At 41.5% G+C, this 22,391-nt stretch carries 24 protein-coding genes and 1 pseudogene; 18 read left to right on the top strand and 7 right to left on the bottom strand.

Annotated features, from left to right (window positions below; genetic code table 11):
• Positions 1–101: 101 nt before the first annotated feature.
• The 4 genes and pseudogenes from F988_RS07465 to F988_RS07450 all read left to right on the top strand — a co-directional run bounded on the left by F988_RS07465 (position 102) and on the right by F988_RS07450 (position 2,391).
• Positions 102–449 (top strand): IS630 transposase-related protein, encoded by a 348-nt coding sequence (locus F988_RS07465; RefSeq protein WP_004676962.1) that lies wholly within the window; start codon positions 102–104, stop codon positions 447–449.
• 17 nt (positions 450–466) lie between these two features.
• A pseudogene (locus F988_RS15715) lies at positions 467–940 on the top strand (IS630 family transposase); the annotation flags it as partial.
• Positions 941–972: 32 nt separating this feature from the next.
• The gene (gene yaaA / locus F988_RS07455; RefSeq protein ID WP_004682256.1) at positions 973–1,746 is read left to right on the top strand and encodes a peroxide stress protein YaaA; all 774 of its coding nucleotides are present in this window, start codon (positions 973–975) and stop codon (positions 1,744–1,746) included.
• A 30-nt stretch (positions 1,747–1,776) separates the two neighbouring features.
• Entirely contained in the window at positions 1,777–2,391 is a 615-nt protein-coding gene (locus tag F988_RS07450; RefSeq protein WP_004682255.1) for an HD domain-containing protein, read from the top strand.
• Positions 2,392–2,434: 43 nt separating this feature from the next.
• Here F988_RS07450 and F988_RS07445 read toward each other — a convergent pair whose 3' ends face one another.
• The 5 genes from F988_RS07445 to F988_RS07425 all read right to left on the bottom strand — a co-directional run bounded on the left by F988_RS07445 (position 2,435) and on the right by F988_RS07425 (position 5,163).
• Complete coding sequence (locus F988_RS07445) at positions 2,435–3,220, bottom strand: thiazole synthase (protein WP_004679530.1); 786 nt, start codon at positions 3,218–3,220, stop codon at positions 2,435–2,437.
• A 22-nt stretch (positions 3,221–3,242) separates the two neighbouring features.
• Positions 3,243–3,440 carry a sulfur carrier protein ThiS gene (gene thiS / locus F988_RS07440; protein WP_004682254.1) on the bottom strand — a complete coding sequence of 66 codons (198 nt, stop codon included), beginning with the start codon at positions 3,438–3,440 and terminating at the stop codon, positions 3,243–3,245.
• A 9-nt stretch (positions 3,441–3,449) separates the two neighbouring features.
• Entirely contained in the window at positions 3,450–3,815 is a 366-nt protein-coding gene (locus tag F988_RS07435) for a DUF423 domain-containing protein (protein WP_004679527.1), read from the bottom strand.
• Between the two features lie 107 nt (positions 3,816–3,922).
• Positions 3,923–4,792: an RNA polymerase sigma factor RpoH gene (gene rpoH / locus F988_RS07430; protein WP_004679525.1), complete on the bottom strand. Its 870-nt coding sequence runs from the start codon at positions 4,790–4,792 to the stop codon at positions 3,923–3,925.
• 131 nt (positions 4,793–4,923) lie between these two features.
• Positions 4,924–5,163: a sulfurtransferase TusA family protein gene (locus tag F988_RS07425; RefSeq protein WP_004679523.1), complete on the bottom strand. Its 240-nt coding sequence runs from the start codon at positions 5,161–5,163 to the stop codon at positions 4,924–4,926.
• Between the two features lie 355 nt (positions 5,164–5,518).
• Between F988_RS07425 and F988_RS07420 the strand changes: the two genes are divergently transcribed.
• The 3 genes from F988_RS07420 to fba all read left to right on the top strand — a co-directional run bounded on the left by F988_RS07420 (position 5,519) and on the right by fba (position 8,256).
• Positions 5,519–5,731, top strand: coding sequence for a cold-shock protein (locus F988_RS07420; protein ID WP_004679521.1), 213 nt, complete (start codon positions 5,519–5,521; stop codon positions 5,729–5,731).
• A gap of 146 nt (positions 5,732–5,877) precedes the next feature.
• Complete coding sequence (gene rhlB, locus F988_RS07415) at positions 5,878–7,029, top strand: ATP-dependent RNA helicase RhlB (protein ID WP_004682251.1); 1,152 nt, start codon at positions 5,878–5,880, stop codon at positions 7,027–7,029.
• 189 nt (positions 7,030–7,218) lie between these two features.
• Positions 7,219–8,256 carry a class II fructose-bisphosphate aldolase gene (gene fba / locus F988_RS07410; RefSeq protein WP_004679518.1) on the top strand — a complete coding sequence of 346 codons (1,038 nt, stop codon included), beginning with the start codon at positions 7,219–7,221 and terminating at the stop codon, positions 8,254–8,256.
• A gap of 105 nt (positions 8,257–8,361) precedes the next feature.
• Here fba and F988_RS07405 read toward each other — a convergent pair whose 3' ends face one another.
• Both F988_RS07405 and F988_RS07400 read right to left on the bottom strand, forming a co-directional pair.
• Positions 8,362–9,675: a peptidylprolyl isomerase gene (locus F988_RS07405; RefSeq protein ID WP_004682249.1), complete on the bottom strand. Its 1,314-nt coding sequence runs from the start codon at positions 9,673–9,675 to the stop codon at positions 8,362–8,364.
• Positions 9,675–12,149 (bottom strand): LPS-assembly protein LptD, encoded by a 2,475-nt coding sequence (locus F988_RS07400; RefSeq protein ID WP_004682248.1) that lies wholly within the window; start codon positions 12,147–12,149, stop codon positions 9,675–9,677. The genes F988_RS07405 and F988_RS07400 overlap by 1 nt, the downstream gene beginning before the upstream one ends.
• 118 nt (positions 12,150–12,267) lie before the next feature.
• Here F988_RS07400 and F988_RS07395 point away from each other — a divergent pair, with 118 nt between their 5' ends.
• From F988_RS07395 to F988_RS07345, 11 genes are all read left to right on the top strand, one after another.
• The gene (locus tag F988_RS07395; RefSeq protein WP_004682246.1) at positions 12,268–13,281 is read left to right on the top strand and encodes an aminoglycoside phosphotransferase family protein; all 1,014 of its coding nucleotides are present in this window, start codon (positions 12,268–12,270) and stop codon (positions 13,279–13,281) included.
• Complete coding sequence (gene murU, locus F988_RS07390; protein WP_004679510.1) at positions 13,281–13,970, top strand: N-acetylmuramate alpha-1-phosphate uridylyltransferase MurU; 690 nt, start codon at positions 13,281–13,283, stop codon at positions 13,968–13,970. The genes F988_RS07395 and murU overlap by 1 nt, the downstream gene beginning before the upstream one ends.
• A gap of 170 nt (positions 13,971–14,140) precedes the next feature.
• Entirely contained in the window at positions 14,141–14,776 is a 636-nt protein-coding gene (gene rsmG, locus F988_RS07385) for a 16S rRNA (guanine(527)-N(7))-methyltransferase RsmG (protein ID WP_004679509.1), read from the top strand.
• Positions 14,777–14,794: 18 nt separating this feature from the next.
• Positions 14,795–15,577 carry a ParA family protein gene (locus F988_RS07380; protein WP_004679507.1) on the top strand — a complete coding sequence of 261 codons (783 nt, stop codon included), beginning with the start codon at positions 14,795–14,797 and terminating at the stop codon, positions 15,575–15,577.
• Positions 15,574–16,461, top strand: a complete 888-nt coding sequence (locus tag F988_RS07375) for a ParB/RepB/Spo0J family partition protein (RefSeq protein ID WP_004682244.1) — start codon at positions 15,574–15,576, stop codon at positions 16,459–16,461. Before F988_RS07380 ends, F988_RS07375 begins: the two co-directional genes overlap by 4 nt.
• 47 nt (positions 16,462–16,508) lie before the next feature.
• The gene (locus F988_RS07370; protein WP_004682243.1) at positions 16,509–17,138 is read left to right on the top strand and encodes a MotA/TolQ/ExbB proton channel family protein; all 630 of its coding nucleotides are present in this window, start codon (positions 16,509–16,511) and stop codon (positions 17,136–17,138) included.
• Between the two features lie 14 nt (positions 17,139–17,152).
• Positions 17,153–17,581 carry an ExbD/TolR family protein gene (locus F988_RS07365; RefSeq protein WP_004682240.1) on the top strand — a complete coding sequence of 143 codons (429 nt, stop codon included), beginning with the start codon at positions 17,153–17,155 and terminating at the stop codon, positions 17,579–17,581.
• The gene (gene msbA, locus F988_RS07360; RefSeq protein WP_004682239.1) at positions 17,578–19,305 is read left to right on the top strand and encodes a lipid A export permease/ATP-binding protein MsbA; all 1,728 of its coding nucleotides are present in this window, start codon (positions 17,578–17,580) and stop codon (positions 19,303–19,305) included. The genes F988_RS07365 and msbA overlap by 4 nt, the downstream gene beginning before the upstream one ends.
• 2 nt (positions 19,306–19,307) lie before the next feature.
• Positions 19,308–20,315 carry a tetraacyldisaccharide 4'-kinase gene (gene lpxK, locus F988_RS07355; protein ID WP_004682236.1) on the top strand — a complete coding sequence of 336 codons (1,008 nt, stop codon included), beginning with the start codon at positions 19,308–19,310 and terminating at the stop codon, positions 20,313–20,315.
• 9 nt (positions 20,316–20,324) lie between these two features.
• Complete coding sequence (gene kdsB / locus F988_RS07350; protein WP_004682234.1) at positions 20,325–21,086, top strand: 3-deoxy-manno-octulosonate cytidylyltransferase; 762 nt, start codon at positions 20,325–20,327, stop codon at positions 21,084–21,086.
• Positions 21,087–21,097: 11 nt separating this feature from the next.
• The gene (locus tag F988_RS07345) at positions 21,098–22,069 is read left to right on the top strand and encodes a DNA polymerase III subunit delta' (protein ID WP_004682233.1); all 972 of its coding nucleotides are present in this window, start codon (positions 21,098–21,100) and stop codon (positions 22,067–22,069) included.
• The last annotated feature ends 322 nt before the right edge of the window (positions 22,070–22,391 follow it).

The raw sequence follows: 22,391 nt of genomic DNA, 5'->3' as shown, positions 1-22,391 counted from the left end.
GATAAAACTTAGCGAGAACACGAATTGGCATTAAAAATTATCAACTGTTATAGTTTAGGGAATTTATAGTCCGTACGTCAAAAAACCAATACAATACCGATATGAGTTATCCAATACATTTTAGAAAGAAAATATTAGCCAAGCTTGAAGAAGGTCAATCTATCCGAGCGGTTGCTCAACACTTCGAAATTGATAAAAATACAATTGTCGAATGGAAAAAGCGAATCGAAATAAAAAGAACTCGACCAAGAAAACCATCTAAAGTTGATGATGATGCCTTACGTGCAGATGTTGAGCAATATCCTGATGATTATCAATATGAACGCGCTGCTCGTTTTGGTTGTGGTACTTCTACAATTGGAGATGCGCTCAAGCGTCTAAATATCACAGTTAAAAAAAGACCTTACGGCACCCGAAAGCAAAAACAGAACTCAGAGAGCAGTATTTAAAAGATTTAAACCGATTAAGGTGTCAACACCCGATCATCTATCTTGATGAAAGTGGATTTAAATCTCATGAACATAGACCTCATGGTTATTCAAAACAGGGAACTCCTTGTTATGGAACATATAATTGGCAATTAAAAAATCAAACCAATGCAATAGGAGCAATCCATGAGGGTAAGTTATTTGCAGTTGGTTTATTTGATTGCAAAGTAAATTCGGATGTATTTCATTTTTGGGTAGATCAGTTTTTATTACCAGAATTACCCTCGAATAGTGTAATTGTCATGGACAATGCAGCTTTCCATAAACGACAAGATATACAAGATCTATTAACCCAACATGGGCATCAAATACTTTGGTTACCACCGTATAGTCCTGACCTTAATCCTATTGAAAAAATGTGGGCATGGGTGAAAGCAAAAAGGAAAAAATGGTTGGTTAACTCAATAGATAAGCTTTTTAGTCGTTTCTTTAACGAGTGTATGGGTAATTAAACGGTTTGACTATAGATTCACTTTGATTGATTATGCTTGCCTTAATTTCTCCAGCAAAAACTTTAGATTACGAAACAGCTTTACCAACAGATACTTATACACAACCTCGTTTGTTACAACAGTCTCAACAATTGATTGACGTGTGCCGCAAACTTTCGGCAACTGAAATTGCTTCTCTGATGACAGTTAGTGAGAAAATTGCAAATTTAAACGTTGGGCGTTTCCGTGACTGGAATGCAGATTTTGATTTTTCCAATGCCCGTCAAGCCATGTTTGCATTTAAGGGGGATGTCTATACAGGTTTGGATGCTTATGATCTCGATGATCAGGAAATCGACTTCGCCCAACAGCATTTGCGGATGTTGTCAGGTCTCTATGGTTTATTGCGTCCTTTGGACTTGATGATGCCATACCGTCTGGAAATGGGCACAAAACTAAACAATACACGCGGCCATAACCTGTATGAGTTTTGGGGTGATATTATTACCGATCAGATCAATCAAGACTTGGTAAATATTGATGCAAAAGTATTGATAAATTTAGCCTCTGACGAATATTATAAATCTGTAAATGAAAAGAAAATTCAGGTGGAGATTATCAAGCCTGTGTTCCTGGATCAAAAGAATGGAAAATATAAAGTCATTAGTTTCTATGCGAAAAAAGCAAGAGGTCTAATGGCACGATATATCATTAAAAACAAACTGAGTCAGGTAGAGCAGCTCAAAGCATTTAATAGTGATGGCTATTATTTTGATACTGAAAGTTCATCAGACAAAGAGTTGGTCTTTAAGCGGGATGAGCAATAAGTAAATCAATAATTTTTAAAGGTGTTATCGATGCAGCAATATATACCAGCCCTAGAAAAATCATGGTTTGAGTTGCATCAACACTATCATTTTTCTGAACCACAGAAAATATTGAATAAACTCATCGCTGCCTATAGCGAAAAACAACGGGCTTATCATACCATTCAGCATTTATATGAATGTCTTATTTTACTTGAATTGGTTAAACCCTATTTAAATGATTTTTATGCAGTTGCTCTGGCACTCTGGTTTCATGATGCTATTTATAATCCACAAGCCAAAGACAATGAACTGAAAAGTGCAGAGCTGTTTGAACAGTATGTGACTGCTGATTTATCTGATCAAACAGTTATCAAAATTAAGCAATGGATTTTAGCCACACAAAAACATGCAACAACAGATGAATTGGATTTACAGTTTTTACTGGATATTGATTTATCGATTTTAGCAGCATCGCCAGCACGTTTTGTAGAATATGAACAACAGATTCAAAAAGAGTATGTTTGGGTTGAACCAGAACTTTATGCAGTGAAGAGAAAAGAAGTTTTACAGCATTTTTATCAAACACAACCGCTTTATCAGACTGAATATTTTCAACAGAATTTTGAATTACAGGCAAAGCAGAATTTAAATAGGGTGCAATGATAATTGCACCTTTTTATAACAAAATGAATATGTTTTTGATGAACTATTTGAAGAAATAACCCGTCTCAGGCGAACTTGCATTTGCCATGCGCTTACGTGGCATACGACCTGCTAAAAAGGCTTCACGACCTGCTTCAACCGCTTTCTTCATGGCAGAAGCCATTAAGATCGGGTTTTGAGCAGCCGCAATCGCTGTATTCATCAAGACACCGTCACAGCCCAATTCCATTGCAATCGCTGCATCACTGGCTGTACCGACACCTGCATCGACCAGCACAGGTACTTTGGCGTTTTCCTTGATAATCGAAATAGTGTGTGGATTGAGAATGCCTAAACCAGAACCGATCAGGCTACCTAAAGGCATGATTGCCACGCAACCCATACTTTCAAGTTCTTGGGCCACAATTGGGTCATCCGAGGTATAGACCATGATCTCAAAACCATCATCAATCAAGGTTTGGGCCGCTTTCAGTGTTGCAGTGATGTTTGGGTATAAGGTTTTCTCATCACCTAGAACTTCCAGCTTGACCAGATTGTGTCCATCTAAAAGTTCACGCGCCAGCATACAGGTACGGATTGCGCTATCCGCATCAAAGCAACCTGCGGTATTTGGCAGGATGGTATATTTCTCAGGTGGAATCACTGAAAGCAGGTTAGGTTGATCTGCATGTTGTCCGATATTGACTCGACGAATTGCCACCGTCACAATCTCAGCGCCACTTGCCTGAATGGCTAAACCAGTTTCATTTAAATCTTTATATTTGCCTGTTCCGACCAATAAACGAGACTGGAAAGTACGTGAGCCAATAATTAAAGGGGAATCTTGCATGGGCTACTCCATTTTTAGCCGATTAGCCGCCACCAACAGCTTGAATGATTTCAATACGATCTTCGGGAGCAATTGTGGTTTGCTCAAGTTTACTTTTCGGAATGATCTGTTGATTTTTCTCCACAGCGAAGCGTTTACCCTCTAAAGCCAACACCTGAATCAATTGCTGTAGGTTTTCACAAGGCGTGTCAGTCAACTCGCCATTTAAATAGATGTGCATGATAAATCCTTATTTCGCATGCGTAAGCGCTTGCCATGCGAGCAAAAGCCAACCTGCAATCATAAATGCACCACCAATCGGGGTGATCGCACCTAAGATTTTTGGTAGACCAAGTGCCATAATGTACAACGAACCGCAGAAAAAAATGATACCAATTTGCATCAAAATAAAAGGAATTTTTATTGGCAGAGTTGGTGTGGTTTTATGAAGCACACCTAAAATCAGTAAGCCAAGGCCATGATAGAAAAAGTATTGGGTTGCTGTGCTCCACCAAGCCAGTTGCTCAGGTGTGGCAAAAGATTTGAGTCCATGCGCGCCGAAAGCGCCTAACATAACTGCAAGCGCGAGATTTAGCGCAGAGATTGCTATCCACATAATGATAATGGAACTAAAAATTTGATGAACAAACTTAACATATTCGGGTGTTTAAACAAAGCCAGATAAAACAAAAGGGCATGAAAGCCCTTGTGTTTGATGTAATCTTAACTCGCAGACATGGCGGTTTTGATTTTTTCCATTGCATTCTTTTCAAGTTGGCGAATACGTTCTGCAGAAACGTTATATTCAGCCGCAAGTTCATGCAAGGTCGATTTATCATCATCCAGCCAGCGACGTTGTAGAATGTTACGTGAGCGATCATCAAGTTGATCCATAGCCTCATGTAAGGCAGTGGTGCTTTGTTCCTCGTAATCTTCTTCTTCAATCAAGCGCGCAGGATCGTAACGATTATCTTCCAAATATAGTGCAGGGGCGGTATGTGGAGTATCGTCATCATCATCGCCCTGTGCTTCAAACGCAGCATCATAAGCGGTTAAACGACCTTCCATTTCAAGCACTTGCTCAGGTGTTACATTCAAATCATTTGCAATTGAGCGTGCTTCTTCTAAGGTGAGTTTTTTACTTGATTTTTTAAGACTACGCAAATTAAAGAATAATTTTCGCTGTGCTTTGGTAGTAGCAATTTTGACAATACGCCAGTTACGAATCACATATTCATGGATTTCGGCTTTAATCCAGTGCACAGCAAAAGAAACTAGACGAACACCCATGTTTGGGTCGAAACGTTTAACCGCTTTCATTAGTCCAAGATTGCCTTCCTGAATCAGGTCACCTTGTGGAAGGCCATAACCTGCATAGCTACGTGCAATATGTACGACAAAGCGCAGGTGTGACATTACCAAAAGTTTGGCAGCATCAAGGTCTTGGTCATAATAGTAACGCTCAGCAAGTTCTTTTTCCTGCTCAGCCGTTAAAATTGGAATTTGATTGACAGTACTGATATATGCACCAAGGTTTACACCTGGCGCAGACAATGACAGGGGCATCAATTGATTGCTGCTGTCAGTAGTCATGGAGTCTCCTTATAGGATTATATTTAAGTCAACAATTTCATCTTAATGCGAATAGACTTCATCACTAAGGAAATTTGAGTATAGAAATGTAAATTTAATGCATTTATCTTTAGTCAGAGTTTAGCAAAGAATTACATAGATTCAATTAAATAGTGAAACTCATTCTCTGAAATTTTTTGAGGCTGGCATTGAAGTTGCTGGATTTGGCAATATCGTGTTACATCAATTTCACTATGTGGGTCGGATGACTTGAGTAAAAACTGCTGTTTTTCGGGTGCCTTTTTTAAGGCACGTTTCAACATCAACAGTGGCATTGGGCAGGGCTGCCCTAGGGCATCAATAATCTCAGGTGAACTGGAAATAAGAGTCATAATCGTTTAAGCCGCTGAATACGTCATTATCTTAGCAAATTTTCGTGTGACTTTAGAGGGGGAATCTCATTAAAAAAACAGCTAAATGATTGAAAAAAACAGATAGAAACATTAGAAATAACTTAAAATAAATCTATTAATTATCATAAACCCATGTTAAGCTCGATGCGTTTTAGAAAGTGTTTAATTAAATTTTATTGTATTAAACCCTATAACAAATGGATGTAACCGGAAATTGTTGATAGTTTTACAGAATGATTACAAGCTTTAAAATTATAAAAATTTTAAAACCTTGTTGGCTCTGCTGTTTGCAACACCGGAAGGTCCTTATCTTTCAATATCTGAGGATTGACTTATGACAGCTCGTGAACAAGGCGTAGTAAAGTGGTTTAACGACACTAAAGGCTTTGGTTTTATTCAGCGTAATGGTGGTGATGACGTATTCGTTCATTTCCGCGCAATTATGGGCGATGGCCACCGTTCTTTACGTGACGGCCAACGCGTAGAATTCAACGTAGTTCAAGGACAAAAAGGTTTCCAAGCTGAAAACGTTCAGCCTTTAGACTAATTTGTTGCTTTAACCCCCTATAGTTCCCCCTTAATAAGGGGGAACTATAGGGGGTTATAAAACGCTCCAATCTTATTGGGGCGTTTTTATTTTTTATGGTTTATAATAGCGACTTTCTTTTGCTCATTGATGGTTCGAGTGCATATATGACATCTGGTTTTGAAACCTTAAATTTACATCCGCAGTTAAAAAAAGCGATTGATGCTTTGGGTTTTACACAAATGACCCCAATTCAGCAAAAGGTTTTAAAATATACGTTGGCAGGACATGATGCCATTGGTCGAGCGCAAACGGGTACAGGCAAAACAGCGGCCTTTTTGATTAGCGTGATCAATGATCTACTCAATAATCCTATTCAGGACCAGCGTTTTCGTGGTGAACCGCGTGCCTTGATTCTGGCACCGACACGTGAGTTGGCTTTACAGATAGAAAGTGATGCTCAGGCTTTAACAAAATTCTCAAATTTGCATGTTGTCACTTTGTTGGGTGGTGTTGATTTTGACAAGCAAAAGAAAATGCTGGACAAGAATTTTGTCGATATTATTGTTGCGACTCCTGGGCGACTGATTGATTTTGTGGAGCAAAAAGAAGTCTGGCTTGATAAAATTGAATTTTTAGTGATTGATGAGGCGGATCGTTTGCTGGATATGGGTTTTATTCCTTCAGTAAAACGTATTGTGCGTTATTCGTCATTTAAGGAGCAGCGTCAAACATTGATGTTCTCGGCAACGTTTAGCTACGATGTTCTCAATCTTGCACGCCAATGGTTGTTTGAACCTGTTATGGTTGAGATTGAGCCTGAGCAGAAAACCAATGTCGATGTTGAGCAACGCGTGTATATGGTTGAGAAAAAAGACAAATATAAGCTTCTGCAAGAAATTTTGCGTGATGAGCCTATTGATAAAGTCATGATCTTTGCGAACCGTCGGGATCAGGTTCGCCGTTTGTATGACCATCTCAAGCGTGATGGTTATAAGGTTGGGATGTTGTCGGGTGAAATTGCCCAGGACAAGCGCTTAAAGATGCTGGACCAATTCAAGCAGGGCAAGCACAACATTATGATTGCAACCGATGTGGCAGGTCGTGGTATTCATGTTGATGGTGTGTCGCATGTGATTAATTTTACCTTGCCAGAGCAATCGGATGATTATGTACACCGTATTGGGCGTACAGGACGTGCAGGAGCGCAGGGCGTAAGTATTAGCTTCCTGTCGGAAGATGATGCTTTTTATTTACCAGAGATTGAAAAGGCGATTGGTAAAAAATTGCCTTTAACTCGTCTGGATGGGTATTGTTAATTTTAATAAACCCAGCATAAATACGGAAAAGACCAAATTGTTCATAGATTTGGTCTTTTTTTATTGCAAAATACAATTCGTTCACCAGATTGCACAAAAGATCAGGGATTTTTTTTGATTTCCTGTGATTAGTTGCTGAATTGAAATAAATCAGCATGTAGAATATGGCGCATTACCTGGGAGGATATTATGGCACTCATCTCAATGCGCCAGCTCTTGGATCACGCTGCGGAACATAACTACGGCGTACCAGCATTTAACGTAAACAACTTAGAACAAATGCGTGCAATCATGCTCGCTGCGGATGCAACAAACTCACCTGTAATCGTGCAGGCTTCGGCTGGCGCGCGTAAATACGCAGGTGCACCGTTCCTCCGCCACCTTATTTTGGCAGCGATTGAAGAATGGCCGCATATTCCTGTGGTAATGCATCAGGATCATGGTACAAGCCCTGATGTTTGTCAGCGTTCTATCCAGTTGGGTTTCAGCTCAGTCATGATGGATGGTTCATTGGGTGCAGATGGCAAGACACCAACCTCATACGATTACAACGTTGATGTAACTCGCCGCGTGGTTGCGATGGCGCATGCATGTGGTGTTTCAGTTGAAGGTGAGATTGGCTGTCTAGGTAGCCTTGAAACTGGTATGGCTGGTGAAGAGGATGGTGTTGGCGCAGAAGGCGTACTTGACCATTCTCAATTGCTGACTTCTGTTGAAGAGGCAACCTCGTTTGTGGCAGATACCAATGTTGATGCCTTGGCGATTGCTGTAGGTACTTCACATGGCGCGTACAAGTTTACTCGCCCACCTACAGGCGATATTCTGGCAATTGACCGTATTAAAGAAATTCATGCTGCACTGCCAAACACGCATCTTGTGATGCATGGTTCAAGCTCCGTACCACAGGAATGGTTGGCTGTGATTAACCAATATGGTGGTGATATTAAAGAAACTTATGGTGTGCCTGTAGAGCAGCTTGTTGAAGCAATCAAACATGGTGTGCGTAAAATCAATATTGATACTGACTTGCGTTTGGCTTCAACGGGTGCAATGCGCCGTATGATGGCTGAAAAACCAAGCGAATTTGATCCGCGTAAATTCTTTGGCGAGACAGTTGAAGCAATGAAGCAAATCTGTATCGATCGTTATGAATCATTTGGTACAGCAGGCAATGCTGACAAGATTCGTCCAATTTCTTTAGAGAAGATGGTTGATCGTTACAAATAACTCATTTGTAGCTAAAAACAGCGGCATTTGCCGCTGTTTTTTCTTTATCGAGTAAATAAAATGCCAGCTCTTATACAGGCTGGCATTTGCATTAAAGTAGCTGGATTATTTTTGTGGAGCTTTGGTGTCTAGGTTGGCATCTTTAATTTCAACATAGGCATTGGCACGAAGTTCACGTGTCCAGCTATCCACTTCGGTATCAAACTGACGTTCACCTAAAATCTGGCGAGCCATACGTTCCTGAACTTCCTTGGTCATGTCCTGCTGGCGAGTATCTGTAACCTGTAGGATATGCCAGCCAAACTGGGTCTGGAATGGTTTACTGACTTGACCAACTGGTGTGTCTTTCATGACCTGTTCAAACTCTGGAACCATCATACCAGGGCTCACCCAGCCGAGACTACCACCATCACGGGCGGAACCTGTATCATTTGAATAAGTTGCAGCCAATGTTGCAAAATCTTCACCTGCTTTTACGCGTGTGTAAAGACTGTCAATCATTTGTTTGGCGCGGTCCAGGGTTACAACTTCTGATGGTTGGATCAGAATGTGGCGTGTTTTGTATTGAGAGACCAGAGCTTTTTGGTCATTCTGTTTGCGTTCAAGTAATTTAAGTACATGAACACCATCACGCACATTGATCAACTCAGTGGTTTGACCTACTTTTAATGGTGTAAGGCGCGCTGAAAGTTCGGTAGGAATATCAGATAGCGGGCGGAAACCCATATCTGCGCCATCAACCTTGACGGTTGAGGTGGATAGCTTTGAGCTAATCGTTTTAGGATCATCACTTGTAGCCAAAGCTTTTTTAACTTCTTGAGCTACTTTTTGGACTTCATCGGTATTTTCACCTGAAATACGCATATGAATGACGTGTGCCTGAATCCCTAAGGCAGCCTGACCTTCAGGAGAATTTAGGAAATTCTCCACATCATGGTCGCTGATTTTAATACGTGACATCACCTGTTGTTGACGCAGGCGGCCAATGGCTAAATCTTCAGCAATTCGGTTACGTAGATTTTCGTAAGTACCAGGCGCAATGGCATCCAGCTTTTGCTGGAAAGCCTCTAATGTGCTGGCACCTGACTGATTCGCAACTTTTAGTACGGCTGCATTCAGGCTTTTCTCGTCTGGTTTAATGCCATAGCGTTTTACTTGCTCTAACTGGGCTTGACGAACGATCAACTGGTCCAGCACCTGCATTTGTAAATACTGTTGAGGTGGGACCGTTTTATTTTGTGCTTTTAGCTGGTGTTCCGTTTCCGCAACTCCTTGCTCTAAGTCACTTTTAAGAATAACACTATCGTCCACAATTGCGACAACCTCATCCGTAGGTTGGGCAAAGCTTTGCATTGATGAAGAAACTAGGGCAGCGAGAACAGTGGCTCTAAAGATATGTTGAAAGTGTTGTATCTTCATTAACGTTGTGTCCAAGATTGATTAATTTTGTTGAAACCTAAAACTCTATTTTCCAGAAGAGAGGCAAGCTTGTTGTTTAAGCCCCCTAAACCTTTCAGGGTAAACTCGGCCATAACTGCACGTTTTTTGCGAACATCTGGAGAGTTTGGATCATCCAGATCGTTATAGTAGGAACGACCATAAACTGAAACAGCCCAACAGCAAGACTCATAATTGATGCCAAGCAGGTACTCACGCATTAGTTTGTTGTCCAGGTCATATTGAGCATGGCCCATGATACGCCAATTATCCTTTACAGGTTGTATAAAGGATGCAACAACCTGATCGTAATAATTCTGACGGTCAGGAATGTCTTTACGGTAGAAATAGCCTAAGTTATATAGGTTGCCCTGACCGCCTGTATAGTAGGCTTGCACATCTCGCTGAGCATTGTCACCATTCGACATCCAAGCTGAATTGGCGTTAATGGTGAAATTCTGGTTGAGCTGACTAGATACACTGACAATAGGACCTGTCTGACGCTGGGTATCAAACTCGTCAGGCTGTTGGTTCAGGCTGACACGTCGATCACTAAAATAATAGCTTTGACCGACACTGGCGCGAATACGCTCCAGACCTTCTGTATCCAATAAACTATAGGTTACACCCAATGACAAAAAGTTGTTGTCATCCAGACGGTCATGGCCATAGAAACGGTAGGGGTTAAAAAGCTGGTCGTAGTTGATCGAGGCTGTGGTTGAGTCAAAGTTTGGATAATCATCCTGCTTTTTATAAGGTGAGTAGGCATAAAAAGCCCGTGGCGAAATACTTTGCAGGTATTTGCCCTCTTTTTCAAAAGTGACCCCTGTTGCCAATGTAAACTGGGGTACAACAACAGATTTTTCTAAATCATCTGACTTGGACAGTCCAATACTCTTCTTGGAGTCCTGATCATAGAATGTGTTGATGCTGCGTACAGAAACTTCTGGAATCGCATAGAACCATGATGGGGTAATGTAGTTATAACGAACGGCAAACTGGTTATAGATACGTGTACCACTTGATTCCAGAGCTGAATCATCATTAATAGACTTTTTGAAATAGGCAGTATCGTTATTAAATTCATACTGTAATCCTTGTGGATCGCCTGTAACATAATTTAATAAAAATTGTGGCAGTCGGGCATAGGGCTTATCTGCGTCTTTAATGGTTTTATCCAGTGTCTGGAAATCTTCGACTTTCAACTGAGCCTTAAGACCTGGAATACCATTTTGATAATTCAGTTCCCAGGCGCGACGTAGATTCAGATCGGTTTTGCTATTTGGATTATTTTCAAAGTCTGCGAAATAATCCTTATCTGATGCATAGTTATATTCTAAATTGGTCGACCATTGATTATTCATTTTCCAGTAATGGATGAAATGCAGGTCATCACGGTCTTTATTGTCATATTGATTGTCGTTTGGTAAATATCCGCCCCAGATTCGACCTGAACCAAAATTCTCAGTCATATAGCGGAATTCACCATCCAGCTTGCCACCGCGTCTACTCATAAAGCTTGGAGTAAGCGTTAAGTCGTAGTTTGGTGCCAGGTTAAGATAAACAGGCACGCCAAGCTGTGCACCACCATCATTGGTATAACCGAAAGTAGGGGTTAAAATACCTGTGGTACGGCGGTCATCAATCGGGAAATTGAAATAGGGTACGGCAAGTACAGGTATATCTTTGACATAAAGCTTGGTGCCACGTGTTACACCACGACCCGTATCCTGATTCAGTTCTATTTGCTTTGCCTGAATTTTCCAGGCTGGTTTTTGTCCAGGTGGGCAGGCGGTATAGCTTGCATCTTTTAAGATAACCAGGTTTTCATTCTGACGCTGGATTTGACTTGCATAACCATGCGCATGCTGCTGTTCAGAGATGTAGAAACTATTGTTTAAATCACCTGTCTGTGTTTTTAGGTTGTAGTCAATCTCATCACTTTGCGTGAGCAGGCCTGATTGTGCAAGCTGCACTTGTCCTTGCGCTTTTGCATGGGTTTGGGTTGAATCAATGGTGACCTGATCTGCGCGAATACTGCGCCCTTCCTGATCAATCACAACATTGCCTTGCAGGAAAGAATCTCCCTCAGGGTTGTAATGACCATAGTCTGCGGTGATTACTGAAGTGGTGTTATTGGCATCGGATGGCTTGGTTTGTGGATTAATCGGGGTAATCCATGTGCCCTGACAAAAGGAAGAGCTTAAATAGCGATTGTCGCGTAACTGGGCTTCTGCTGCTGATTTGTCCACATAATATTGCTGGAAAAACTTTTCACCCTTATAGCTTTCTTGCTTTGGCTGAGCCTGATTTTGTTGGGTGATGGCTTTAAGCTGTTTATTGTCAAGCGTAGAGACGGCATCAGCTGAAGCTGCGAAACCTGATTGAATCGAGCCGCCACACAAAAGTGTCAAAATAGCTGTTGCTAAAGGATTAAATTTAAACTGATGTTTCATTGTCTCATTAACCAGTACGCTAATTCACAATTAATTATTGTCGCATCATAGAGAAAAAGTTGATAAGTGGCTACACTTAAGCTTTCAAAATCTCAGCTAGTTTTAGATTTTATTGCAAATGAATACACAACGTGAACAATTGATACAAACTTGGCTTCAAGCCGTTCTTCAGTCCGATCAATTTGAGATCAGTTTTTTGGCAGGAGATGCAAGCTTTCGACGTTATGCGCGAATCAAGTTACAAAACAAAACCTATATGCTCATGGATGCGCCACCTGAAAAAGAAGACTGTATTCCATTTGTGAGTATTGATGAGTTCTTTGATGGACATGGGGTTCGTGTGCCACATATCGTCGCCAAGGATTTAACCCAGGGTTTGTTACTGCTTGAAGATTTTGGTGATGTGGTGTTGTCCACTTTATTGAATGACGAAACTGTTGACCAATACTATGCACAAAGCTTTAAACAGTTGATTGAGTTGCAGCAGATTGATGGAAAAAATCATTTACCTGCCTATTCTTATGAAAAGCTGATGACAGAAATGCGTCTATTGACTGAATGGATGTTACCATCCTTGAATATTCAGCCTACAGAGCAGCAGCTTGAAACCATTGAGCAGGCATTCGACTTCCTTGCGATTGAAGCAACGCATCAGCCACAAGTCATCGTGCATCGTGATTTTCATAGCCGTAACCTCATGAAAATCGACAATGAGCAAGAGCTTGGTGTGATTGACTTTCAGGATGCAGTGATTGGTGCAGATACCTATGATCTGATCTCGATTACCCGTGATGCTTATGTGCAATGGAATACTGAACGTGTCTATAATTGGTTTAAAGTGTTCTATGACCTGTTGCCTGAAACTGCAAAAGAAAACCGTAGTTTTGAACAGTTCAAGCGTGATGCTGATTTAATGGCGATTCAACGTCACCTTAAGATTTTGGGTATCTTCGTGCGATTGTTTGAGCGTGATGGTAAATCGGGTTATTTAAAAGATTTACCGCGTGTGATGTGGTATTTGCTTGAAGAAAGTCAGGGCTACGACGAATTGAATGACTTTATGCAGTTTATTCGTGATGTGGTCATGCCTAAATTTACTGCAAAATATGGTAGCTATGAGGTGGTTGCATAATGAAAGCGATGATTCTTGCTGCAGGGCTAGGGAATCGCATGCGTCCGCTAACCCTACATACTCCTAAACCTTTGCTTGAAGTGGGTGGAAAACCGCTGATAGTTTGGCATATTGAAAAGTTGCAAAAGATTGGTGTGACTGAGATCGTCATCAATACCGCATGGCTAGGCGAAAAACTGGCGAATGCGCTGGGTGATGGTTCTCAATTCGGTGTCAAAATCCTATGGTCACATGAGGGTGAGGGTCTTGAAACCGCAGGTGGAATCATCAATGCCTTGCCATTGTTGGGTGATGAGCCATTCATTCTGGTAAATGGAGATGTCTGGACCACCATGGATTTTGCTTCATTATTAGATGTTCAGTTAGGTGAGCAGCAGGCACATTTGGTCTTGGTGGAAAATCCCCCACAACATTTAAAGGGTGATTTTATCCTTTCTAACGGGCTGGCTTATACCTTTGAACAGGAGCAGTTGGGCGAAGCATTAACTTATAGCGGTATTGCCGTGCTTCATCCGCGGATGTTTGCTGGTCTGGAAAATGGCAAGCGACCTTTGGCGCCATTGTTAAAACAGGCAATGCAGCAACAGCAGGTTTCGGCTGAAAAATTACAAGGGATTTGGGTGGATGTTGGCACACCTGAACGTTTGGAGCAGCTAGATCAACAAATTAAGCAAAATAAGTTTTCGTAGTAGGTCATTGTCTTTATTTGATTTGTATGGAAAAAGACAAAAGCCTACAGGATTGTGCAGTTTATCATGTTTGCCACTGTTTAACTGCATAATCGTTCAACAAGTCCTACTGTGCCTTGCATCAGAAATCGGTATACTGCACGGCAAGTTTATCGAGATGTTACACCGCTATGCATCCTTTTTTTCAAGAATTAAAGCAAGGTAGCCAGGCTTTGGGTTTAAACCTGAGTGATGAGGCCTTAACACTCTTATTGAAATATCAAGATGCTTTGGTGCTATGGAATAAAGCATATAACCTGACCGCTATTCGTGATCCTAAAGAAATGCTGGTGAAACATTTACTGGATAGCCTAAGTATCCTGAATGATTTACCCCAGGGCCGTTTGCTGGATGTGGGAACGGGTGGTGGCATGCCAGGCATGATCATTGCGTTATGTCAGCCAGAGCGTTCTTGTGTGCTTCTGGATTCCAATGGGAAAAAGATTCGTTTTTTAAAGCAGTTTATTGCTGATCTAAAGCTTAAAAATGTAATTGCAGTGCAAACACGTGTAGAAAACGAAGACAGTATTAACGAGCTTGGTCATTTCGATGTCATTACAAGTCGGGCCTTTGCCTCTCTGACTGACTTTGTCGATGCTGCACAACCTTATATGCATAAACAGAGCATTATTGCCGCAATGAAAGGCTTAATTCCAACCGACGAAGTTGAGCAAATCAAAGATCAATATTCATGTACGGTGATCGAACTTCGTGTACCAAGATTAGATGAACAACGTCATTTACTGTTACTTCAACGTATTCAATAAAAAATATTAAGGGTAGTCATGGCTCAAATTATTGCAATTGCAAACCAGAAAGGTGGTGTAGGGAAAACCACGACCGCAGTGAATCTTGCCGCATCTTTGGCAATTTTGAAAAAACGTGTCCTGCTGGTCGATATGGATTCACAGGGTAATGCCACTATGGGGTCTGGCGTTCAAAAGAATGACTTGCTTTATTCAGTGACGGATGTGCTGTTGGGCGAAGTGCCCATTGAAACAGCCATTCAAAAGGCTGAGGTGGGTTATAAGGTCTTGGGTGCAAACCGTGAGCTTGCAGGGGTGGAGCTTGTTATTGCGGAGCAGGATGGGCGTGAATTTATCCTGAAAAATGCCTTGCAGGAAGTCGCGTCCTCATTTGACTATATCATTGTGGATTGTGCCCCAAGTTTGAGCCTCATCACTGTGAATGCCTTGGCAGCGGTTGATGGTGTGATTATTCCAATGCAGTGTGAATATTATGCTTTGGAAGGTCTGGCTGACTTGACCCAGACTATTGACCGTATACAAAAAGCCCTCAATCCAAACTTGGAAATCATTGGGGTGTTGCGTACCATGTATGATGCCCGTAATGCCCTGACTCGTGATGTGTCGGCAGAGTTGGAGCAGTATTTTGGTAAAAAATTGTATGATACGGTGATTCCTCGAAATATTCGTTTGGCTGAAGCGCCAGCACATGGTTTGCCAGTGATCTATTTCGAAAAAAGTTCAAAAGGTGCGGTTGCCTATTTAAACCTTGCCGCAGAAATGTTGAAGAAAAGTAAAGTGAAAAAAGGAAGTGCTGTATGAGCATCAAAAAACGCGGATTGGCTAAAGGTCGTGGTTTAGATGCGCTATTGGGTTCAATTCAAAAAGAAAAACTGCAACTCGAAGCACAAGCCCTGGATCATGGTGAACTCAAGCAGATTGATGTCAACTTATTAAAACGTGGCGAATATCAGCCACGCCGTTTTATTCAGGAACAGGATTTACAGGAACTTGCGTCATCCATCGAGAAGCATGGGGTGATGCAGCCAATCGTGATTCGTCCTGTTGACGATGAACAGCACCCTTACGAAATCATTGCGGGTGAACGTCGTTGGCGTGCAGCGCAGTTAGCGGGTTTAACTCAAATCCCTGCCATTGTTCGTGAACTGAACGATCAGGTCGCAATTGCATTGGCACTGATTGAAAATATTCAGCGTCAGGACCTCAATCCAATTGATCAGGCAGTTGCTTTGCAACGTTTTCATGATGAATTTGGTTTAAGTCATCAGGAAATAGCCGATACTGTGGGTAAAGCCCGTACCACAGTGAGTAACTTATTACGCTTACTCAGTCTGGCTGACCCAATTAAGGACCTGATGCAACAGGGGCAGATTGATATGGGACATGCCCGTGCCATTCTCACCCTGAAAGCCAAAGACCAGATTGACGTGGCGCAAATCGTGATTGAAAAAGCCCTGTCAGTGCGTCAGACTGAACAACTGGTACGTGAGTGGTGTGAACCAAAGCCTGAAAAGGAAAAGGTACAGGTTTCTCCTGATATTGAACAATTGACTCAAAAACTGTCGGAACGTTTTGGGGCAAATGTGAAAATTGACCATAACCAAAAAGGTAAAGGAAAAATGGTCATTCATTACCACTCATTGGATGAGTTGGATGGAATTTTAAATATTTGTTTACCTAACTAATATTCAAGGTGCGTCCTTTTATATTTTAAATATTATTGGGGAATAATATGTGGGAACTTGTGAAAGCGGGTGGTTGGTTAATGCTACCGCTTATTCTCTCATCAATTTTTACGGTTGCAATTTCAATTGAACGCTATATTCGGTTAAAACGGGCACAGGTGCTGCCACAGATATTATTGGTCAATGGTTCGGATGCTGAATCTGTCATTTCACAACTAGAGCAGGATGCTGCCGCAAAAAGTCCTTTGGGTCGTATTCTTAAGGCAGGATATGAACATCGTGACCAGGGCGAGCAGTTTGCGCGTGCGCAGATGGAGGCAACCGCTTCACGGGAAATCAGCCATCTGGAAAAAAATATCAATTTTCTGGGTACTTTAAGTGCCATTGCACCCTTGCTTGGTTTGTTGGGAACCGTACTCGGTATTATTGAATCGTTTTTAGTGATTGATATCGGTTCTGCTGGAAATGCAAGTATGATGATGCCGGGTATCTCTAAAGCATTGATTACTACGGCTGTAGGTATGCTGATAGCGATCCCTGCCATGATTGCCTACCGTTATTTTCAACGTGTAGTACATGAATATATTGCTGAGTTAGAACAACAATCAACATTATTTCATGCTGCACTTTTCTACAAAAAAGCACCTCATGTGCAAGAACATCGCCATGCAAGCTGAGCATAGGTGACATTATGAAATTTAAACGTTCTCAAGTTGAAGATATTCATATCAACCTGACACCCATGATTGACTGTCTGTTGTTCATTCTGGTGTTCTTGCTATTGTCCACAACATTCAGCCAGCAAAGCCGTATCAATCTGACTTTGCCCGATGCACAGGGTGTGCCACCAAAACAGTTCGATCAGAAAATTGAAATCATGGTAGACTCAACGGGGCATTATTCTGTGAATGGTCAAGCATTATCAACCAAGGATATTGCGGATTTAAGTACCGCAATCAAGCAGGCTGCACAGGATCGGCGTGATTTGATGTTTATTATTGCGGCGGATGCCAAAGCAACCCATCAGGACGTGATTCGTGTGATGGACGTGGCAGGTCAGCTTGGCTTTGTTAATGTCAATATCAGCACTAAAGTTCCGACTAGAGGTTTTACTGAGTGAATCAGGATTTTAAGGTTTATTTGCGCCTCATCTCATATTTAAAATCTTATTGGGGCATTGCCTTATTTATATTGATCGGTTTTGCGATTAATGCCACAACAGAAGTCTCAGTCGCCAAGCTGATGAAATATATCATCGATGCCATTCAAAATGGTGATCGAGAGAATCTGAACTGGTTTCCTGTTTTAATTGTGTTATTGATGTTTTTTCGCGGTGTTGGATTGTTTTTAGGTGGATATTTTACCGCTGTTATTTCACGTCAGTTGGTCTTTGGTATTCGTCAGGAAGTTTACGCCAAATTATTAAGGCTCCCTGCACAATATTATCTTGATCATAGCTCTGGCCATATTACTGCCAAGTTAATGTATAACGTTGAACAGCTTTCAGCCGCATCATCAGAGTCTTTGAAAACCCTGATTAAAGACGGTTTGATTGTTATTGGATTGTTGAGCTATTTACTGTATACCAATTGGCGTTTAACACTATGTTTTATTGTCTTTATACCAGTGATTGGCATCTTGGTGCGTATTGCCTCGAAAAAAATGCGTAAGCTGTCGATTCAGGTACAAAATACCATGGGTGATGTCAACCATGTGGTACAGGAAACCATCAATGGCAATAGTGTCGTCAAAAGCTTTACAGGTGAAGCATTTGAACAGCAGCGTTTTTATAAATCGTCACAAGAGAATCTTCGCCGTGGCTTAAAAATGGTGGTGGTGCAAAATATTAACAGCCCGATTATCCAGTTGATTCTCTCTTGTGCAATCGCAGTGATTTTATGGATTGCACTACGTCCACAAGTTTTGGGTGATACTTCGGCTGGTGAATTTGTTGCCTATATTGCAGCAGCAGGTTTAATCTCAAAACCTGTGAAGAACCTGACGGATATTAATGAAAAATTACAGCGTGGTTTGGCAGCAGCACACTCTGTATTTGAACTGCTAGATTTGCCTGAAGAACAGAATAAGGGGCAACTCACACCTGTGCTGAAAGGCAATATCCAGTTTGAACATGCAGATTTATGTTATGAAGACGGTACGCATGCGATTAAGGATTTTTCTTTAAAGATTCATTCTGGACAGACAGTTGCATTGGTGGGACGTTCAGGTGCGGGTAAAACCTCATTGGTGAATATGCTGCCACGCTTTCAGGAGTTAAGCGGTGGGCAACTGAAGTTTGATGGTGTGCCTGTTCAGGACATTGAATTGTCTTGCCTGAGATCACAGATTGCAATGGTCAATCAACAGGTGATTCTGTTTAATCGTTCAGTCCGTGACAATATTGCCTATGGTCAATTACAGGATGCAAGTGACGAGAAAGTGATTGCGGCGGCAAAAGCGGCTTATGCACATGACTTTATCATGAACTTGCCACAGGGTTATGACACTGTTCTCGGTGCGCAGGGCTTGAGCCTTTCTGGTGGTCAACGTCAGCGTATTGCCATTGCAAGAGCGATTCTCAAAGATTCTCCAATCCTGATTCTTGATGAGGCAACCAGTGCGCTGGATAATGAGTCTGAATATTTTATTCAACAGGCTTTTGATGAGGCGATGCAAGGTCGTACTACCATTGTGATTGCGCATCGTTTATCGACCATTGAAAATGCTGATGTGATTGTGGTGATGGACAAAGGGCAGATCATTGAACAAGGCACACATACCGAATTGCTCGCAAAACATGGCATGTATTATCAATTGCATCAACGCAATTTTGAGGAACACTAAACATGTCTATGGCGCAAACCATTCAGGATGCCTGGAATAAACAGGCAGCATGGTTAGTGTTGTTGCGTCCATTGTCATGGTTGTACCGTTTTGGTTTTTGCCTGAATCAGGGCTTGTATAGAACTGGAATCAAGAAAGTATATACCGCACCTGTGCCTGTGATGGTGATTGGTAATATCACGGTTGGGGGAAGTGGCAAAACGCCGTTGTTGATTCAACTGGTCAAGTATCTTCAACAACACAATATTCGTGTTGGAGTGATTAGCCGTGGTTATGGCGGTAAGGGAGATTTTCCTGCGCTGGTGACCACAACCTCTGAACCTGATCAAGTGGGTGATGAACCTTGTCTGATTGTACAGGCAACCCATGTTCCCATGGCGGTTGGTCCAAACCGTCAGGCAGCGATTGAACTGTTATTAAAATCTACCGCGATTGACCTGATTATGAGTGATGATGGTTTGCAGCATTGGGCTTTGGCACGTCAGCTTGAATGGATTGTGCTGGATCAAAACCGTGGTTTGGGCAATGAAAAGTTATTACCTGAAGGTTATCTGCGTGAGCCTAAATCACGCTTAAATAGAAGTACGGTCATTGAACATACTAAAATTGCACGAGCTCAGCGAAATATGCATTTAGAGATTGGCCAACCTTATTTGCTTAATCCCAATTCAAGCACAAACACTTTTGATGCCAAGCAGTATTTTAATGCTGTGGTGGGGATTGGCTTTCCGCAGCGTTTTTATCAAACACTGAATAAGCTCGGTGTTAACCAATATCAGGCACATGAGTTTCCAGATCATCATGATTATGAAATTGCTGATTTAACATTTGATCATCATGATGTAATTATCACGACTGAAAAAGATGCGGTTAAGTTCAAGACATTATTAAAGCAACATCCTGAATTTAACATTCCCATTTGGGTGGTGCCTGTTGAGGCAGTTTTATCATCAGATTGTTATGACTTGCTGCGGCAACAGTTACAGCAAGTCGGGATTCAATTTTCTTAGAGGGCAACTATGAAACACATCGTTATTCCTGCGCGTTTTGCCAGTTCTCGTTTACCAGGCAAGCCTTTATTGCTTATTCATGGTCGCCCAATGATTTTGCGCGTAGTTGATCAAGCCAAAAAAGTACAGGGCTTTGATGATTTGTGTGTGGCAACGGATGACGAGCGTATTGCCGAAGTGTGTCGAGCTGAGGGAGTGGATGTGGTGTTGACCCGTGCTGATCATCCATCAGGTACAGATCGGTTAAGTGAGGTGGCACGTCTAAAAGGCTGGTCTGCCGATGACATTATTGTCAATGTTCAGGGTGATGAGCCTTTGCTTCCAGCACAGTTGGTACAGCAGGTAACGCAACTTCTGGTTAACCAACCACGATGTTCAATGTCTACTTTATGTGAGCCTATTCATCAGTTGGAAGAATTTCAACGTGACAGCATTGTGAAAGTGGTGATGAGCAATCGCAATGAAGCATTGTATTTTAGTCGTGCCACCATTCCGTATGATCGTGATGGAGTAAAACAGTCACCGCCTACCTTGCATAATCAGGCATTCCGCCATCTGGGTTTATATGCTTACCGTGTCAAATTGCTACAAGAATATGTCACTTGGGAACAGGGAAATCTGGAAAAACTGGAAAGCCTTGAGCAATTGCGTGTACTGGAAAACGGCCACCGTATTGCCATTGCTGTTGCAGAAGCGAATTTACCTCCTGGGGTAGATACACAAACGGATTTAGACCGTTTAAATGCGATGCCTGTTAGTTTATTTGAATAGTATTGAGTGATATGAAACAAACCATGATTTATCCCTGGCATGAGCAAACATGGTCTTTGCTCACCACGCGCTTTCCTGAGCTTGGTCATGGTTTACTGTTTTATGGTAAACAAGGCTGTGCCAAGCAGGAGTTTGCCGAACGGTTTGTTGCATGGGTACTTTGTCTGAATAAACAGGCTGAGGCGGCATGTGGTGAGTGTTCTAGCTGCCAATGGCTGAAATCTGACACCCATCCCAATTATGTGCATATCACCACAGACGAAGACAATAAAAAGCAAAATGCAAAAATAAAGATTGAAAAAATCCGTGACTTATTGCCTTTCGTGCAGCAGACAGGCGAAGGCTGGCGTGTGGTGCTGATTGAGCCAGCGGAAGCACTGAATATTGCCTCTTCCAATGCATTGCTCAAGACTTTAGAAGAACCAGGTGAGCGTGTGGTACTGATTTTAGTTGCCGATCATTACTTGAAACTACCCGCAACCATCCGCAGTCGTCTACAACATTTCGCCTTGGATCGTCTAACCCCTCAAGAGTCACAGACTTTTGTGCAACAGCAAATTCCAGATTTAACAGCTAAGCAAACTTCCCTGTTGTTGAATCTTGGCAATGATATGCCGTTAAAGGCAATCGAGATTCAACAGAGTCACTGGCTAGAGAAACGGGCTACATTTTTAAATGACTGGTTGAAGCTGGTATCTGAAAAGAATATGCCTTTGTACTACGCCAACAAGTGGTCTAAGGAATTAAATTTTTCAGAATTTCTGATGATGTTTGAATATCTTTTGGCTGATGTCATTGCTTTAAAATTAAATCAGTCAATCAAGAATGACGATCTGAATTTTAATGAAATTATTCAATGCTATGACTTGGAATGCCTGTTTTCAATTTATTCAGATCTACAGCAGAAGAAATTGATGGTGGAGCAAAATGTTCAGACGCAATTGGTGCTTGATAAGCTGTTCATACAATTAATGAATGCTTAATTCTTGGTATTATATAGCTAAATTCTAAAAATACTAGCACAAGGAAATATCTGTAAAACCTCATTTCCTATGGTTTTAGGTGTGATGATAAATTAAGTATTCAGCTATAGATAAAAAATATAAAGAAAATTCTTCTGTTTAAAGAACAAGCAAATTCCTTTGGTTTGAACGTTTTTATTAAACATTATTTGTTGTTTCCAGCAATGTTTCCTATAATCAAAAGTAACGATGTAAATGCTTTAACTCATTACTTATCTTTTATCTGCTAAGTCTGAGTTAGATTGATTTTTATAGATGGTTCAATTTGTTAGATTAATCAGCA

Origin of the sequence: Acinetobacter parvus DSM 16617 = CIP 108168 (assembly GCF_000368025.1) — a bacterium.
Taxonomy (GTDB): Bacteria; Pseudomonadota; Gammaproteobacteria; order Pseudomonadales; family Moraxellaceae; genus Acinetobacter; species Acinetobacter parvus.
This window is presented reverse-complemented; position numbering and strand designations above follow the sequence as displayed.